Genomic DNA, 15678 nt, shown 5'->3' with positions numbered 1-15678 from the left:
GTTAAATACCATATCAGAAGACTTGATTTTGAATGTCGCTAATTCAGCTATCCAGGCAGTCAAGCAAGCAAGTAGGCAAAAAATCTACAATTAGGTTTACCCAAAGCATCTGCCCAGACTGCAACATGATTCTGGATGCCGAAGTCTTTGAGCGAGACGGACGTGTATTCATGACAAAGACATGTCCTACACACGGTGAATGCGAGGAACTCTATTTTGGCTCTTATGACATGTACAAGAAATTTAGCACTTATTGGGCAGACGGCAAAGGCGCACATGCCCCAAACGTAATGATTGACAAATGCTCATGTCCAAACAACTGTGGATTGTGCTCAAACCACCTTTCACACAGCGGTCTGGCCAACATGATAGTTACAAACAGATGCGACCTGACATGCTGGTACTGCTTCTTTTACGTAAAGAAAGGCCTTGAAGGCGCATACATGTACGAACCATCACACGACCAAGTACGTGGAATGATGAAGACGCTAAGATCAGAGAGACCAATTCCAGGAAACTCTATTCAAATTACCGGCGGCGAACCGATGCTAAGAGACGATATTGCTGATATAATCAAAATCATGAAAGAGGAAGGCGTCCAGCACGTCCAGATGAACACAAACGGAATCAGACATGCAATGGATCCAGAAGCAGCACGTGAGGTAAGACTTGCAGGATGCAACAACCTGTATCTGAGCTTTGATGGTGTCACGGCAAGAACAAACCCAAAGAACCACTGGGAAATCCCGTATGCGCTAGATAGCTGCAGAAAGACAGGAACAACAGTAGTATTTGTCCCAACAGTAATCAAATCAATTAACGATCATGAACTAGGCGGAATTATCAGATATGCACAAAAGAACATGGACGTAGTTCACGCAGTAAACTTCCAGCCAGTTTCATTGACTGGCAGAATGGGCAAGTCTGAGCGCGAGAAATACAGAATCACAATTCCAGACTGCATACAACGAATCGAAGAACAGACCCAGGGTCAGGTTACAGTAGATGACTGGTTCCCAGTCCCAAGTTGCATGCCACTAACAAACGTAATTGAGGCATTCTCAAGCAAGCCAAAATACGAACTTTCAATTCACTTTGCCTGCGGTGCGGGAACATATGTCTTTGAAGACGAAGAGACAAAGAAATTCGTCCCACTCCCAAGATTCTGCGACATTCAAGGAATGCTGGAACTATTTGAGGACAAGGCAGAGGAAATCCGCTCAGGCAAGAACAAGTACTTTACCATGCTAGAAGTGGTAAGAAAACTCTCAAGCTTTGTTGATAAAAAGAAGCAGCCAGCAGGACTGGACTTGGCAAAGATGTTTGGAAGCATTCTGATGAAAAGATCCTTTGACTCTGTAGGATCATGGCACGTAAAGGGACTGTTCCTCGGTATGATGCACTTCCAAGACAAATACAACGAAGACCTAGAAAGACTCCAAAGATGCGATATTCATTATCTGACACCAGACCTTAGAATCGTTCCATTCTGTGCATTCAATGTAATTCCAGAGTGGTACAGAGACAGAATCCAAAAGAAATACTCTATCACCGTGGAAGAATGGGAAGAAAGAGAAGGAGTCAAACTCGAAGACGGCCTGTACAGGGGACTGATGAGAAGAGGAGCAGGCGACGAGCTTGCAGCAGGCTGTGCAAAAAGCCAGATGATGCACGAAGCATCCCAAGCCGTACAGTAAAAATTTAATCCGAGACCTTATTAGGTCTAAAAAACAATTTTTCATCATTGAAAATTCTTTTCATTTCTCCTCGATATGATGGGGGAATTGGGGGACACGCGTTTCGGGTTGCAGAAAAGCTCAGAGAACACGGCTATGACGTTAAACTGATGCATGTTCCACACATACCAATAAAAAACATCAAAAATCCAAGCTTTGCTCTTTTTGGTGCAATGAAAGCATTGTTTGACACAGAAAAATATGATGTCGTTCATGCATGGAACATTCCTTCTGCTTTTGTTATGAAATTTGTAAAAGCAAAGAAAAAAGTTCTTTCCGTTCATGGAGTATATTCTGAACAGGTCAAGACAATACATTCTACTGTAACCAGTGAAATGGTGAATCTGGCAGAATCCCAAGTGCTCAAGTTTGCTGATGTTCTTACAACGGATTCCAAACTAGTCCAAAGAATTTACAAGGAAAAACTAGGACTCGACTTTGTTTATCTTCCGGCACCACTTGATATTGCCAAATTCAAAGAAATTCCTGACGTTAAAAAGAAAACAAACCAAATTGTCTATATTGGCAGAGACAGCTTTGAAAAGGGAATCGACATTCTAAGAAAAATTGAGCCCAAAATTAATGGAACTGTAGTCTATTGCACTAACATTCCATGGAAGGATGCAATGACTGTCCTCAAGGAATCTACAGTTTTAGTTGTTCCGTCAAGAATGGAAAGCTTGCCGCAGACAATCAAGGAAGCATCATATCTCAAAATACCGGTCATTGCTACAAGCGTTGGAGATATTCCAGAAGTGATAAAAAATGACGAAACGGGAATTCTCATTCCTCCAAATGACCAAGACAAATTACTTGATGCGATAAACAATTTGTTAGTGAACCAAGAAAAAATAGAAAAACTAACAAATTCTGCATATGATTTTGTAATTAAAAATCTGACATGGGATGTTTTGTTGCCTAAGTACGTGGAGTTCTACGAAAAATTAGTCTAGTTACAGTGGAAAAAATTTTCTCAGCCCTTCTTCTAGATTCATTTTGTATTCCCAGTTTAGCATTTTTTTTGTTAATGTGATGTCCGCTTGACTTACACGCACGTCTCCTTCTAGCGGTTTTTGATATTCTGGTTCGAGTGACAGTCCTGATATGTCTATGAGAGTCTGAGCAAGTTTTTTGACCGAAGTTGTAATTCCCGTTCCAACATTAAAAAAACCATTTTTGACATCACTCTGCATTGCGGCGATATTAGCTAGTGCTACATCTTCTGCATACACAAAGTCTCTGATCTGTGTGCCGTCTCCAAAAATTACTGGAGGTTTTCTCTCTCTTAGATTGTTGATAAATTTGGTAATTACTCCTGCATAAGATCCAGTCTGTCCTTTTCCATACACGTTAAAGTAACGCAAACCTATAATCGAAACACCCATCTTTGAGTATTTTTCAGCCAGAAACTCATCATCCAATTTTGTTTGCCCGTAAGGATTGATTGGCTTTCGTTCACTATTTTCGTTGATTGGAATCATATCTGGATCACCATAAACACTGGAACTGCTAGCATATACTACTTTGAAGCCAAACTCGCTTGCCAGTTTGAAAATATTTTCAGTGCCAATCACATTTACATCATGATACTCTTTTTGCTTTGTAAATGACTCTTGAACATCGGTAAGCGCTGCTTCATGGAATACCCCATCGGATTTTTTTAGAATATCTCTTAACTCATCAATATTACGAATGTCGAGTTGACGGAATTTTATTTTGTCAAGAACAGGTGAAAGGTTATCCATCTTACCTCTGTACAAACTATCAACTACCACAACACTGTGATTAAATTTTACAAGCTGTTTTACTAAATAACTTCCAATAAAACCAGCTCCACCGGTGACTACGACATTCATAACGCATGATGACGCTGACGTATCTTTAAGTTTTGAGCATGTGTTTAGACAAAAGTAAATATGGTATGAAAAAGGCAACACAACAATAACTCTAACAGAAGATGAAATATGAGCAAATCAGAAACTTTGAAAGTAATGAACATGGATCTAGACTCCCTTGAGAAATATCTAAAATCTGGGCAAGTTACAATTTGTGTTGTAGGAATTGGCAGAATTGGACTCCCAACCGCACTATCGTTTGCCAACGCTGGACTGCAAACCATAGGAGTTGACATAAACACAAAACTTGTAGAAATGATAAGCAGGGGAGAATATCCATTAAAAGATGAACCTGAATTTGATAAAATATTTGATAAAGTGATTGCTAACAAAAAATTCTATGCAACTACCAATATAGAGGAAGCAGTTCCAAAAAGCGATGTTATATTATTATCATTACCTACTCCAATGGATGAAAATTATGTTCCAAATTATTCTGCATTGATATCCGTTGGGAAAAGTCTTAACAAATTATTGACACCGGGATCACTTGTTGTGGTAGAAAGTACCATAGAACCTGGCTTTATTGAAAATGATATGATTTCAATCATAGAGGGAAACGAAAAAAACCGCAAGGCTGGCGTTGATTTTGGAATTGCTGTTTGTCCAGAAACCGCAAACCCTGGTGAAATACTGAGTGATTTTAGAAAGCTGCCTAGGCTTGCAGGAGGTACTGATGAAAGGACAACTAATATGGTCTCAAAAATTTACAAGCATGTTTTTGGTGTCGAAATACTTCATATGCCTGACTGCAAAACTGCAAATGCGGCAAAACTTACTGCAAATGTATTTCGTGACATAAACATTGCATTTGTCAATGAGCTTGCAATGCTGTTTGAAAAAATTGGTATTGATACGCTTAAAGTCCTTGAAGCATGCGACAAAAAATACAACTTTCAAATTCATTATCCTGGTGCAGGAGTTGGTGGCCCTTGCCTGCCTGTCAATTCGTACCAGCTTCTAAACTCTGCAAGGAGATTGGATGATGGAGTTTTGAGAATAATTGAAGCAGCAAGGGAAATCAATGAACACATGCCATACCATACAGTCGAGCTATTAATTGATGCATTAAACGAAATCGGCAAATCTGTCAAAAACAGTACCGTTGCAATACTTGGAGCGTCTTACAAGCCAAATGTGCGTGATATACAACTTGCGCCAGTTGAAGAAATAATTAAAAAGTTAACCCAGTTGGAAGCCAAAATCAAGATCTACGATCCATTCTACAAGTCAGTTGAAATATTTTCTCATAAAACAGAAGAAAATATGTTTGATGCGTTATCTGGTGCTGACGCGGTGATAATAGTGACTGCACACAATGAATTCAAAGACATTGATCCTACACTTTTAGTATCAAAAATGAAAACCCCTGTGGTGGTGGACACAAGAGGTGTAATTGACATGCGTTCCGCCAAAAAAGCAGGGCTGATATTTAGAGGAATTGGGCGTGGTAAGATCTAAAACCATACCTCAACAAACGATAAAAAACATACTTACACTCAGATACAACCCAACAAAAAAGTCACTAATTCCAAAAAAAACTTGGAAAGACTTTGTAGAAAAATCAATTTCAAATCCGGTTGATTTTGTTGAACGTTCTATAAAGTCAAACATAGAAAATTCAATAAAAAATTCCAAGGCAAAAGTAGCAGTTGCCCTGAGTAGTGGTGTTGACTCTACTCTCGTTTTAACACTCTTAAAGAAAACATATCCGGCAATCCCAGTTAGTACGATATCTGTAAAATTTGCAGAAAGTATAGATGAATCAAAACATGCTGCAAAAATTGCGCAAAAGTTTGATGTGGATCACCATGTGTTGTACATTGAAAATTACTTGGCAGAACTTCCTGCAGCTATTAATATAATCAAACAACCATTTTGGGATCTACACTGGTACCATATTGTAAAAAAAGCAAAAACTCTATCCAAATTCCTTGTATCCGGTGACGGTGGTGATGAGTTGTTTGGAGGATACACATTCAGATACGAGAAATTTCTTTCACTGACAAAAAAGAACTCTTCCCCACTTGTAAAGGTCAAAGCATACCTGCAATGTCATGAAAGAGATTGGGTACTTGATCAGAAAGACCTATTTGGATCTAGAGCATCTTTTTCGTGGAAGGAAATTCACAGCAAGTTGTTGCCATATTTTGACAACTCATTACATCCACTCTCACAGGTGTTTCTGGCTGACTTTAACGGCAAATTACTATACAATTGGATTCCACTAAACACTGCATTTCACAGACATTTTGAGGTAAAACCAGTAACCCCAATTCTATCTAAGAATATGATTTCGTTTGCAACTCATATTCCAGTCAATCTAAAATACGACCAAAAAAGAAATATCGGTAAACTAATTCTTAGACAAATTCTACAAAAATACTCGCTTGAAAAGATGCTGATAAAGAAAAAACAGGGATTCACGGTAAACACTATTAATTTATGGAAATCGCACGGCTATGATCTATGCAGCTATTATCTGTCTGATGCAAGAATCATACAGGATAAATGGATAAGCAAAGACTGGATTCACAAGCATTTTCGTAAAAATGATCTTGATATCAGATATGTCAACAAATTCTTGGGACTGCTGGCACTAGAAGTTTGGTACAGGCTGTTTATTACAAAAGAAATGAAACCAACTATCACTCTGGCCTGATTTCCTAGAGTTATCTTTTATCGATATATTCTTGAACTATCTTGAGAAACCCCTTTGCCATTCTTTCCCAACTGAAATTGTCCTCAACAAATTTCCTGCCAGAATTTCCCATTTTCTCTGCCAACTTTTTATCGTTTATCAACAAAGTCAATTTCTTAATCCAATCTTCATGATCTCCTCTCTCTACCAAAAACCCAGTTTCATTATCAACCATCAATTCCGGAATCCCGCCAGCATTGGTAGCTATGACTGGTTTTTTCATGAGCTGAGCCTCCTGTAATGTCAAAGGCGACATATCTATCCCACTTGCTAATGCATATACGTCCAGTGCTGCAAGATACTGCCTTACTTTATCTGGGTACTCTAAGGCGCCAAGCCACTTGAAATTATCGTATTTACCAAGAGTCTCAGTAATCTTTTGTCTGTAGGGACCGTCGCCTGCCCAATAAAAAGTGACGTCAGGCATTGACTCAATTACCTTCGTTAGTGTGAGGATTTCCTTTGTTTTTCCCCAAATCCAAGCTCCTTGCAACAGTCCTACACATGGATGCTTTAGCTCCATTCCTTCAACTGGATACCATTTCGAAGCATCGATTCCACCATACAAGACTTCAACTGATTTTTTTGGATAATGCTCTTTTACTATGGGCTCGAGGTATTTGCAAATTGGCAAAATTGCAGATGCGTCATTAAAACATTTTTCTGCAATTCTCTGCTTCCAGAATAATGCTGCGCGTTTTATTGGCGATTTGTATAACGTTTCTTTTGCCCATTTCATCTCAGACCAATAATCACCTCTTAACAAAACGAATAATGGAATTTTTGCGTCTACAGTTGCCAATCCGAAATGAGCCTGCCTGTCAATAAACACAGCGTCAGGCTTGAAATCCCTAACAAGCGCGTTGAATTTTTTTTTGCTTTGAAACCATTTACTGATATCTTTACTTGGAAAACCTGTGTAGATGTCAAGGTCATGAACAAGCTTGTATTCCACTCCAAACTTGGTTAATGCATCTCCAAATTCCTTGAGGTGGAAAAATTTTGATTTTGCCCCGGCAATAAGTAATTTCATTTCTATTATCCCAAATACCTATAATTTTCTACAATAATATATTGCTGCAATTCAATTGAATACCTTTTTTGTCTAGTTGTTCGTATTTAACATCCTGTGGTTAAAACTAACTCAATTATTATGTCAATACTGAACGCCGAACACCAAATTAGATGGAAAGGATAAACCGAATCTATTCATTATTCGTAAATAAAGAATGTTAATAAAATAATGATTTTCACTCATCATACGATGGAATATGTCTAACTGGATTGAATGGAGATCGTTTTTGCAAGAAAACGAGATTAAAACAATCGTGTCATTACTACCTAATTCCAAACTGAAAATTTTAGAAATAGGTGGCGGAGATGGGATCAAGTCAATGCTTTTGCATAACCTTGGATATGACATGACATGTGTGGACATAAACCCATGGGAAAAGCAATTTTATCCTGTTTTAAAAATTGAAAGAAACCGACTGCCATTTACTTCAAAAGCTTTTGATGTCGTTCTTTCTGCAAACGTACTCCCCGTAGTCTCTGAAAAAAAACAATTCTTTGATGAAATTGATCGTGTATTGAAAAATGATGGAATAATTATTCACGTAGTTCCGTCTCACTGGTGGAGTATTTTTACAAATTTTTGGCATTATGTTTTCATTCCCAAATACTTGATGCGTTCAATACTGCCTAAGAAAACAACATCGGTTATACCTGAAACTCATAACTCGTTACATGTGCAGGACAACACCAGAACCTCTTCTAAAATTAGAAGACTTTTTTCACATCCTCTTGGAGATAATCCAAGTTTTCTTCACGAAATTTTCTATTTTACAAAAAATTCTTGGATAGCGTTGTTCAAGCTTCATGGTTATAGTATTGTTGAAATAAAAAATGAACCATTATTTTTTACAGCATATGGAGTCTTCATGAGTAAGTATTTTAAAAGTAGAAGAATTCTAGGTAGAGTTTTTCCAATACAATATTATTTTAAAATAATGAAAAATTCTGACAAAACATAACAATCAAATCTCTAATTCAGTGTTATAATGAGATATCAAATATCTTTTAAAACCTTGTAATCGAAAATTGTAAGACCGCCATCTTTTGAATAAGTGTGAATTCCTTCGATGTTTTCGTCACGATCTGGATATATGGAGCCAAATGTGATTTCCTCATATTTTTTTTCATCTAGTTTTTTTATTAAATTAAACTTAATTCCTCTACCATAGCCGCCTGAACAATCTTGGGATGGCCTATACAGATTGCCATCCATGTAGAACAGTCTTCCAGCTGACCTTGCCTTTCTTACATCCGAAACTATGGGATTTTTTGGATGTGGCATCCATTCTCCATCTAGAAGATCATCAGAATAAAAAACGGATAACACATCATTAGGTGATTCATTTTCTTCGGGTATCGATGTGAATAACCACCATCTTCCATCCCTTTCTAGAATGGTACTATCCAAACCTACAATGTCATTCAAAAGTGTTTTAACAAACTCCCATTTATCCGGAAATCTGGCGCATTTGTATAGATCAATTGTTTTGTGCCCAGAACTTTCAGGAATCATGTAATACTCATTCCTAAATTTAAAAACAAATGGATATGACAAGTGATATGGACATTCTAATACTTTTTTAGGTTGAGTATAGTTGCCGCATTCATCAATTTCAAAATAAGAAATATGACCTTTTTTCTGGCTGTACAGAAATTCCTCAATAAAAACAAAATACGTACTCTTCTCTTTTATGACAAAGGGATCTGCATATAGTCTATCGTTGGGAGGAATGATCTTCTGGAATCCCTTCTGTGATCTTCGATCCTCTACACTCAGATAAAATAAAAGACACCACTGTTCAATTTTATGGCGAAATTTCTTCTTAATTCTTGCATATCTTAGAATATTTCTCAAGAACAGTTTTACAATTTGACTACTTGCCGGCATCTGGCACGATCTGTTGCTACGCAAGTTCAGTAAATCGTTTTTTTCATTGAACTCTATTGAATTTTTGCCATGTGCATGTAATTCTTTTAATTTTCTGGGAATTATTATCGTTCTCTTCCAATGTTCGGCTGCCCTATTTTTTAAAAAATATAGGGGATCGGTAGCCCAAAAAGAAGAATCTGTGATTTTTTTACCATTGTTTAATATCTCTAAGACCGTGCATGATACGGGCTTTCCTTCATAAACCTCCCAAAAACCTGAATGATCAGTCTTAGATGAATCATTGATACATCTGTATGACCAAATTCCGAATTTGGCTGTACCTAGAATCTCTTTTGGCAACTCGTTTTCCGACAAGTTGATGATAACATCCAATTTGTGATTCTTGATCTCATCAATATCAAAAATACTGGAAGAACTAGAATGTACTGCATTATTAGGTTCATCTCTTTTTTTATCATTTACAATATCTTGACAATCTCTTGTTTGTGTCAAATCCATGTTCAGACCTGTTCTCTTTTTCTCATATGACGTGTAGATGTCAAAGAGCCAATTTCTCATACAACGTCTTTGTGAGGAACCATCTCTGGCTATTTTATCTAAAGAAAATGTTGAACTTTGAATTACGGTTGATATTATGATAAAATCAGAATTTTTTAATTTTTTTATTAGAAGATAGACCCATAGTGGTACATTATATGAATTCAAAATTAAACCGATTTTGATTTTTTCAACCTCAACCATGATTTTGATTAAGTCTTGAACGCCTTATTTAATATAGTATAATTTATCAATACTGCAAATTCATTATCTAAAATACATTATCGATATACAACGTATTTCATGTATAAATTTGGATTTACCGGAACTAAGCATTTTCATCAACAACTTCAAGAACGCTCAAATCCTTAAATTGAGTACATCTTGATTTCTGATATTGAAAGAAACTAACATGAACACAACTTTAATTCTAAAAAGTAAACTTTATTCAATTTATTTTTACAAAATTCGTCGGTATCTATTTTATATTAATGCGCTTATGCATATTTTTTCTAATTTTAAAAACCCCGTGAACACCATTAAAAAAATGAAGGAAAAATCATTCCCTTTCACGATAGTGACAAAAAATGGAAATAAAATTTCTGTAAAACATAAATCGCATCTTTCGATTATTCTTAAACGTCTAGAAAATGTAATCGATTTTGATAATGATGTTATGATCATTAATTCTCATGGGAAAAAATTATCATTTTTTTATTATGATACGTTGGATGTAGAAATCTTTACAGAGGATATCTACTCGAAACTTCCAGTAAAAGATAAAGTGGTAATTGATGTGGGCGGAAATATCGGTGACAGTTCATTACTTTTTGCTACACTGGGCGCAAAAGAAACTATTATGCTTGAACCGCAACCTAAGTTTTTCGAATATGCCTCAAAAAATATAGCATATAATAACATGGCGGGAAAAATACAAATCATAAACTCAGCCCTTGGTGGTAGATCAGGAACTATCAAAATTAATTACGAACAAAGTGGTGAAACATTTCAGATCCCACTCGATGATGGTGGAGTATCTATTCCAGTAACTACTCTGGATGAAATATTGTCTAAATATGATGAAAATGGATTGATTTTAAAAATGGACTGTGAGGGATGCGAATATGATGTTATAAACTTGTCATCTGATAAAACTATTAAAAAATTTGATGCAATACTAATAGAATTCCATTCTGGCTGTTTGGACATTAAAAAACGGCTTGAATCATACGGATTCAAGGTTTCAATATTAAATTCTATGTATACACCACAAAAAACATTTCAAGGCCATCTTCTTGCGAAGAAACGCCTACATTAGGTTGCAGTGATGAGCTTAAAGCTAATCCCGTTTGACTTGCAATTAATTTTTATTTAGTTACTCAGGGGGTTAATTTGAATTGAAAAGCATTTTAGTAAATTACGTCATATGTCCGGAATGCGGTAAAGATCTTACGCTTAAATCTAAGACTACAAAGAAGGATGAAGTAATAGATGGAAAACTCACGTGTCCTAAAGGTCATAAATTTAACATTATTAGGGGCATACCTCGATTTGTCGTTGATAAAACTGACGGCTTTGTTAAGACAGAAGATGCATTCTCGTCCAAATGGAAAAAATTCAACAAATCATACCATGATAAAAAATGGTTTCTCTATCAGAGAAATTGGTTTTTAGATAGATTTGGATGGAAAAATACTCAAAATTTGAATAAATTTCTGAAAACTCGAACCAAGATTCTTGATGCTGGTACTGGTATAGGCAACAGTGCTAAACTGTTTTCGTCAAATCCAGACGCGCAAGTTTTCGCAATTGACGCAAGCATGAGTATAGAATTTGCCTACAAAAAATATGGAGCAACAAGCAATATTCACTTCATCCAAGCAGACTTGCGTAAGCTCCCCTTCAAAAAACAATTTTTTGATTTTGTCTGCTCAGACCAAGTCTTACATCACACAAAAGATACCGAAACATCGTTCAAATATTTGACAAAATTTCTACAAAAAAATGGACTGATTTCAATATATGTCTACAATAAAAAAGCACCAATGAGGGAATTTGCTGATGATTACATACGACAATTCACAACTAACATGACAGAAAACGAATGCATGGAGTTCTCAAAAGATATGGCTTATCTTGGCAAAGCGCTCTCCAAACTAAAAAAGAAGATAACAATACCGCGCGATATTCCAATTCTACAAATAAAAGCTGGAACATATGATGTTCAACGATTCATCTACTGGTATTTTCTCAAATGTTTTTGGGCAGAAGATGACGACTTGCAACGGAGCATCGGCGTAAATTATGATTGGTATTATCCAAAATTTGCCTATAGACATACGCCAGATGAGGTACGTAAATGGTTCAAAGATATCAACGTGTCAATAACTCATTTTAAGGAAGTTGAAAGTGGAATAAGCGTTAATGGCAAAAAATAACCTATCTGTGTATTTCTCAAAATTTTGATTTTCTTGGTCTTGTAAACCGATTAGGTGTTAAATTGTTTGTCTGTTCTTCTTACTGTCGGCATAGGAAATTGACAGCGCATGATAATAATTTTCAGGAGTTCCAATATCTATACAATCATCCATCTTGTTGAACTTCATTGCTCTTACATTTCCGCCCAAGTCTATTATTTTTTGGATCGCGTCAGTAAGTTGTAGCTCATTACCAAAACCGGGTTTTATTTTTAAGAGTGCATCAAAAATTTTGGAATTAAATACATAGATCGGCATAATGGCAAGATTGCTTTTTGGTCGTTTTGGTTTTTCTTCAACTCGATGCACCTGAAAAACCTCTCTATTGATCTTTGATACCTCTGCAACTCCATAAGCTCGCGGGTTTTGAATTGCTTTCAAATAAAAAATTATGTCCGACTGATTTCGTTCATATGCTTTAATCAATTTCAAGATGTGTTTGGAATTGCCTCTGACATATGCGTCTCCAGCATGAACCAAAAACGGTTTAGAACCCACAATCTCTTTAGCATTTAAAATGGCCGCGCCAAATCCTCTTGGAGAATTCTGATTAATCCAAACAATGTTCGACTTTTCAATTTTCTTGTAAAAGTCTTCCAATAAATCCCGATAATTAAGATCTTTTTTTTTCAAATATTCCTGATAATTTCTTTCTGGAGTGAAATGGTCTTCAATTGAACGCTTTTTTTTCCCAACTATAAAGAAAAAATTCTTTATCCCAGAATCAAACAAATGCAAAAATATGTGCTCAATTAAAGGTCTCAAAACAAGCTCATTGAATGATTTTGTAAAAACTGGTACCATCTCCTTGGGATTATCTTTTGTCAATGTAAGCAATCTGGTCCCTAGACCTGCAACTGGTATGACTGCAGTATCAACCACGAATATGTCTCTTAATATTTACTATAAAAATGAATAGTAAAAATAATGTGTATGCATCAAGGCTTTTCAAAACTAATCTGTGCTTGAAATAATCTGTCATTTTGTTAACTTGACAGAAATTAAAATGACTTTTAAAAAGGCATTAACTGTTCTCGTTATTGGGCATGTTGCTAAAGAAATTAATCAAATGTATCGTTGGACGTAATGGATATGGAGTTTTATTAAATACAAAACTGGGCAACAAACTGCATGATAGACTACACTCACAATCTTCCACATCGCGCGATTTCTTATTACAGATATTACCTAAATTTTCCACCGGTGCTGAAATAGGGGTTAATGACGGAGACTTTTCCGAAAGAATTCTTGAAATTGTAATGCCCAACAAACTTCATCTAATTGATCCTTGGAAGTTTGAAAGTGATGAATTCTATGATGCTACACCATACGGGCGTGAGAACGTTCCTAGTCAAAAAATGATGGACGAAAAATATGAGAATGTTCGAAATAGATTCAAAAACGAAATTAGGAAAGACAAAATAATTATCAATAGAGGCCCCTCGGAAAAAATTCTTTCTATGTTTGAAGATAATTATTTTGACTGGGTATACATAGATGGAAATCATCTCTATGAGTTTGTAAAAAAAGATCTAATTCTCTGTATTAAAAAAGTAAAAGATGGCGGAATAATAGCTGGAGATGATTATTATGATGGCGGATGGTGTGAAGGAGGCGTTAAAAAAGCAGTCGACGAGTTTGTTAATGCTGGTTTAATTAAATTAATACAAATAAAAAATAACCAGTTTATTCTACAAAAATAAATTATGCAGTGTTACCTAAATTAAATTACCAAACATCTTACATTAAACAAGATTAAATAATGAAGGGAAATTTGAGCCTGTTATGAAATTACTGGTAACTGGAGGTCTTGGGTTTATCGGAAGTAACTTTATTCTGCATATTCTAAAAAATTATCCAAATTACAAAATAGTAAACGTTGATGATGAACTTCCAGGTTCAAACAGACTTAATCTGACAGAAATAGAGAATTCCGACAACTATAGATTCGTTAAAGGAAACATAACGGATCAGGTTGTAATGGAAAAATTAATTCGAGACTGTGATCAAATAATTAATTTTGCTGCCGAGTCCCACGTTGACAGAAGTATTGCTAACGCGAAACCGTTTATTGATTCCAACATAATTGGTGTTTTTACAATATTAGAATTATTAAAAAAGCATAAAAAAAGACTCATTCAGATTTCCACCGACGAAGTATTTGGTAATTTAAAATCTGGTAGCGCAATAGAGGATTCTAAACTGAATCCCTCCAGTCCTTATTCCTCATCAAAAGCTTCTGCCGAATTATTAGTAAATTCATACATAATTACTTATGGTGTAAAAGCAATAATTACCAGATGTACAAATAATTACGGTCCAAGACAATTTATTGAAAAACTAATCCCAAAAACAATCATCTTAGCATATCATGATAAAAAAATTCCAATTTATAATAATGGAAAAGGAATGCGAGATTGGATTCATGTAGATGATCATTGCAGTGCTATCTCCACATTAATTCATGATGGCATTGATGGCGAAAAATACAATATTGCGGCACAAAATGAATATGATGTATTAACTGTGGTAAAAAAAATATTATCGATAATGGGAAAACCATCTGATAATTTTGAGTTTGCCGAGAACCGTCCAGGACATGATGACCGATATAGTATGGATTCAACTAAAATTCAAAACACTATGCAATGGAAACCAAAGATAGATTTTGAACAAGGCTTGACTGATACTGTTAACTGGTATCTTAACAACAAGAACTGGTGGTCTGGATTTGACCTAAAAATTCTTGACGGTTACCAATGGAAGTCCTGATTAATGAAACCAATCAATGCCAAAAGTTGCCTAGCTACTTAATATTGATATACGAAAACTAAAATCATCATCATATGAAAAAAGGACTTATTTTTCGTTCATGGTATTATTTTAGAACTGGCTGGAGTACATACTTTGCTTTCATACTTGGAGCAGTAAATACGCTAACAGTTACGTACTATTTAGCAATAGAAAAAATGCCCTCACTAAAGGAATTATTCCCCACATTTACCCAGTATGCGGCTATTGGTGCACTAATTGTATTACCTGTGCTGACTCTTATAGGATATCTTCATTACAAAAAAACTGAAGGGTTCAAAGCCGAAGCTGATATTACTATTGAAACAAATCCTCATTTCAAACGGATACTCCAAAATTCAGAAATAACTATACCATTATGTGTAGAGATATTGGAATTATTGACAAAGATATCACAAAATGAAAAATTAACAGATGAAGAAATTAATCGAATTTCAAAGCTAAAAAGTGAACTAAGAACTCATTCTACAAAAAAGACCATGAAATTAGATTAGTTTATCTTGGTTTGCTCGTAATCTACAAATACTGTTGGAAAGAAAAATTCAAGTCGCGTTTA

At 35.6% G+C, this 15678-nt stretch carries 14 protein-coding genes; 10 read left to right on the top strand and 4 right to left on the bottom strand.

All coding sequences use genetic code 11. The annotated features are described in order from the left end of the window. The first annotated feature begins 32 nt into the window (after positions 1 to 32). Both tes and NKMY2_RS01390 read left to right on the top strand, forming a co-directional pair. The gene (tes, locus tag NKMY2_RS01395) at positions 33 to 1697 is read left to right on the top strand and encodes a tetraether lipid synthase Tes (protein WP_177316493.1); all 1665 of its coding nucleotides are present in this window, start codon (positions 33 to 35) and stop codon (positions 1695 to 1697) included. A 47-nt stretch (positions 1698 to 1744) separates the two neighbouring features. Beyond that, entirely contained in the window at positions 1745 to 2689 is a 945-nt protein-coding gene (locus NKMY2_RS01390; RefSeq protein ID WP_042683796.1) for a glycosyltransferase family 4 protein, read from the top strand. Here NKMY2_RS01390 and NKMY2_RS01385 read toward each other — a convergent pair whose 3' ends face one another. Continuing rightward, positions 2690 to 3592 (bottom strand): NAD-dependent epimerase/dehydratase family protein, encoded by a 903-nt coding sequence (locus tag NKMY2_RS01385; RefSeq protein ID WP_042683794.1) that lies wholly within the window; start codon positions 3590 to 3592, stop codon positions 2690 to 2692. A 108-nt stretch (positions 3593 to 3700) separates the two neighbouring features. Here NKMY2_RS01385 and NKMY2_RS01380 point away from each other — a divergent pair, with 108 nt between their 5' ends. After that, the gene (locus tag NKMY2_RS01380; protein WP_238549732.1) at positions 3701 to 5092 is read left to right on the top strand and encodes a nucleotide sugar dehydrogenase; all 1392 of its coding nucleotides are present in this window, start codon (positions 3701 to 3703) and stop codon (positions 5090 to 5092) included. Further along, on the top strand, positions 5079 to 6293 hold the full coding sequence (locus NKMY2_RS01375; RefSeq protein WP_042683885.1) for an asparagine synthase-related protein: 1215 nt from the start codon (positions 5079 to 5081) through the stop codon (positions 6291 to 6293). The genes NKMY2_RS01380 and NKMY2_RS01375 overlap by 14 nt, the downstream gene beginning before the upstream one ends. A gap of 10 nt (positions 6294 to 6303) precedes the next feature. Here NKMY2_RS01375 and NKMY2_RS01370 read toward each other — a convergent pair whose 3' ends face one another. Next, entirely contained in the window at positions 6304 to 7365 is a 1062-nt protein-coding gene (locus NKMY2_RS01370; protein WP_042683793.1) for a glycosyltransferase family 4 protein, read from the bottom strand. Between the two features lie 268 nt (positions 7366 to 7633). Between NKMY2_RS01370 and NKMY2_RS01365 the strand changes: the two genes are divergently transcribed. Further along, complete coding sequence (locus NKMY2_RS01365; RefSeq protein WP_157832413.1) at positions 7634 to 8365, top strand: class I SAM-dependent methyltransferase; 732 nt, start codon at positions 7634 to 7636, stop codon at positions 8363 to 8365. A 35-nt stretch (positions 8366 to 8400) separates the two neighbouring features. On the opposite strand, the gene NKMY2_RS10155 is transcribed toward NKMY2_RS01365, so the two are convergent. Further along, the gene (locus tag NKMY2_RS10155) at positions 8401 to 10038 is read right to left on the bottom strand and encodes a glucosamine inositolphosphorylceramide transferase family protein (RefSeq protein WP_052347446.1); all 1638 of its coding nucleotides are present in this window, start codon (positions 10036 to 10038) and stop codon (positions 8401 to 8403) included. Positions 10039 to 10381: 343 nt separating this feature from the next. Between NKMY2_RS10155 and NKMY2_RS10150 the strand changes: the two genes are divergently transcribed. Both NKMY2_RS10150 and NKMY2_RS01350 read left to right on the top strand, forming a co-directional pair. Next, positions 10382 to 11152 carry an FkbM family methyltransferase gene (locus NKMY2_RS10150; RefSeq protein WP_177316492.1) on the top strand — a complete coding sequence of 257 codons (771 nt, stop codon included), beginning with the start codon at positions 10382 to 10384 and terminating at the stop codon, positions 11150 to 11152. Between the two features lie 79 nt (positions 11153 to 11231). Next, positions 11232 to 12272 carry a class I SAM-dependent methyltransferase gene (locus tag NKMY2_RS01350; protein WP_042683791.1) on the top strand — a complete coding sequence of 347 codons (1041 nt, stop codon included), beginning with the start codon at positions 11232 to 11234 and terminating at the stop codon, positions 12270 to 12272. A gap of 57 nt (positions 12273 to 12329) precedes the next feature. On the opposite strand, the gene NKMY2_RS01345 is transcribed toward NKMY2_RS01350, so the two are convergent. Further along, positions 12330 to 13193, bottom strand: coding sequence for a sugar phosphate nucleotidyltransferase (locus NKMY2_RS01345; RefSeq protein WP_042683790.1), 864 nt, complete (start codon positions 13191 to 13193; stop codon positions 12330 to 12332). 164 nt (positions 13194 to 13357) lie between these two features. Between NKMY2_RS01345 and NKMY2_RS01340 the strand changes: the two genes are divergently transcribed. From NKMY2_RS01340 to NKMY2_RS01330, 3 genes are all read left to right on the top strand, one after another. Beyond that, entirely contained in the window at positions 13358 to 14014 is a 657-nt protein-coding gene (locus tag NKMY2_RS01340; RefSeq protein ID WP_157832412.1) for a class I SAM-dependent methyltransferase, read from the top strand. Positions 14015 to 14096: 82 nt separating this feature from the next. Continuing rightward, the gene (gene rfbB / locus NKMY2_RS01335) at positions 14097 to 15083 is read left to right on the top strand and encodes a dTDP-glucose 4,6-dehydratase (RefSeq protein WP_042683788.1); all 987 of its coding nucleotides are present in this window, start codon (positions 14097 to 14099) and stop codon (positions 15081 to 15083) included. Positions 15084 to 15157: 74 nt separating this feature from the next. Continuing rightward, the gene (locus NKMY2_RS01330) at positions 15158 to 15616 is read left to right on the top strand and encodes a hypothetical protein (RefSeq protein WP_042683787.1); all 459 of its coding nucleotides are present in this window, start codon (positions 15158 to 15160) and stop codon (positions 15614 to 15616) included. The last annotated feature ends 62 nt before the right edge of the window (positions 15617 to 15678 follow it).

Source organism: Candidatus Nitrosotenuis chungbukensis (assembly GCF_000685395.1).
GTDB classification, from domain to species: domain Archaea; phylum Thermoproteota; class Nitrososphaeria; order Nitrososphaerales; family Nitrosopumilaceae; genus Nitrosotenuis; species Nitrosotenuis chungbukensis.
Note: the sequence above shows the minus strand (reverse complement) of the source record. Positions and strands in the feature narration are given on the sequence as shown.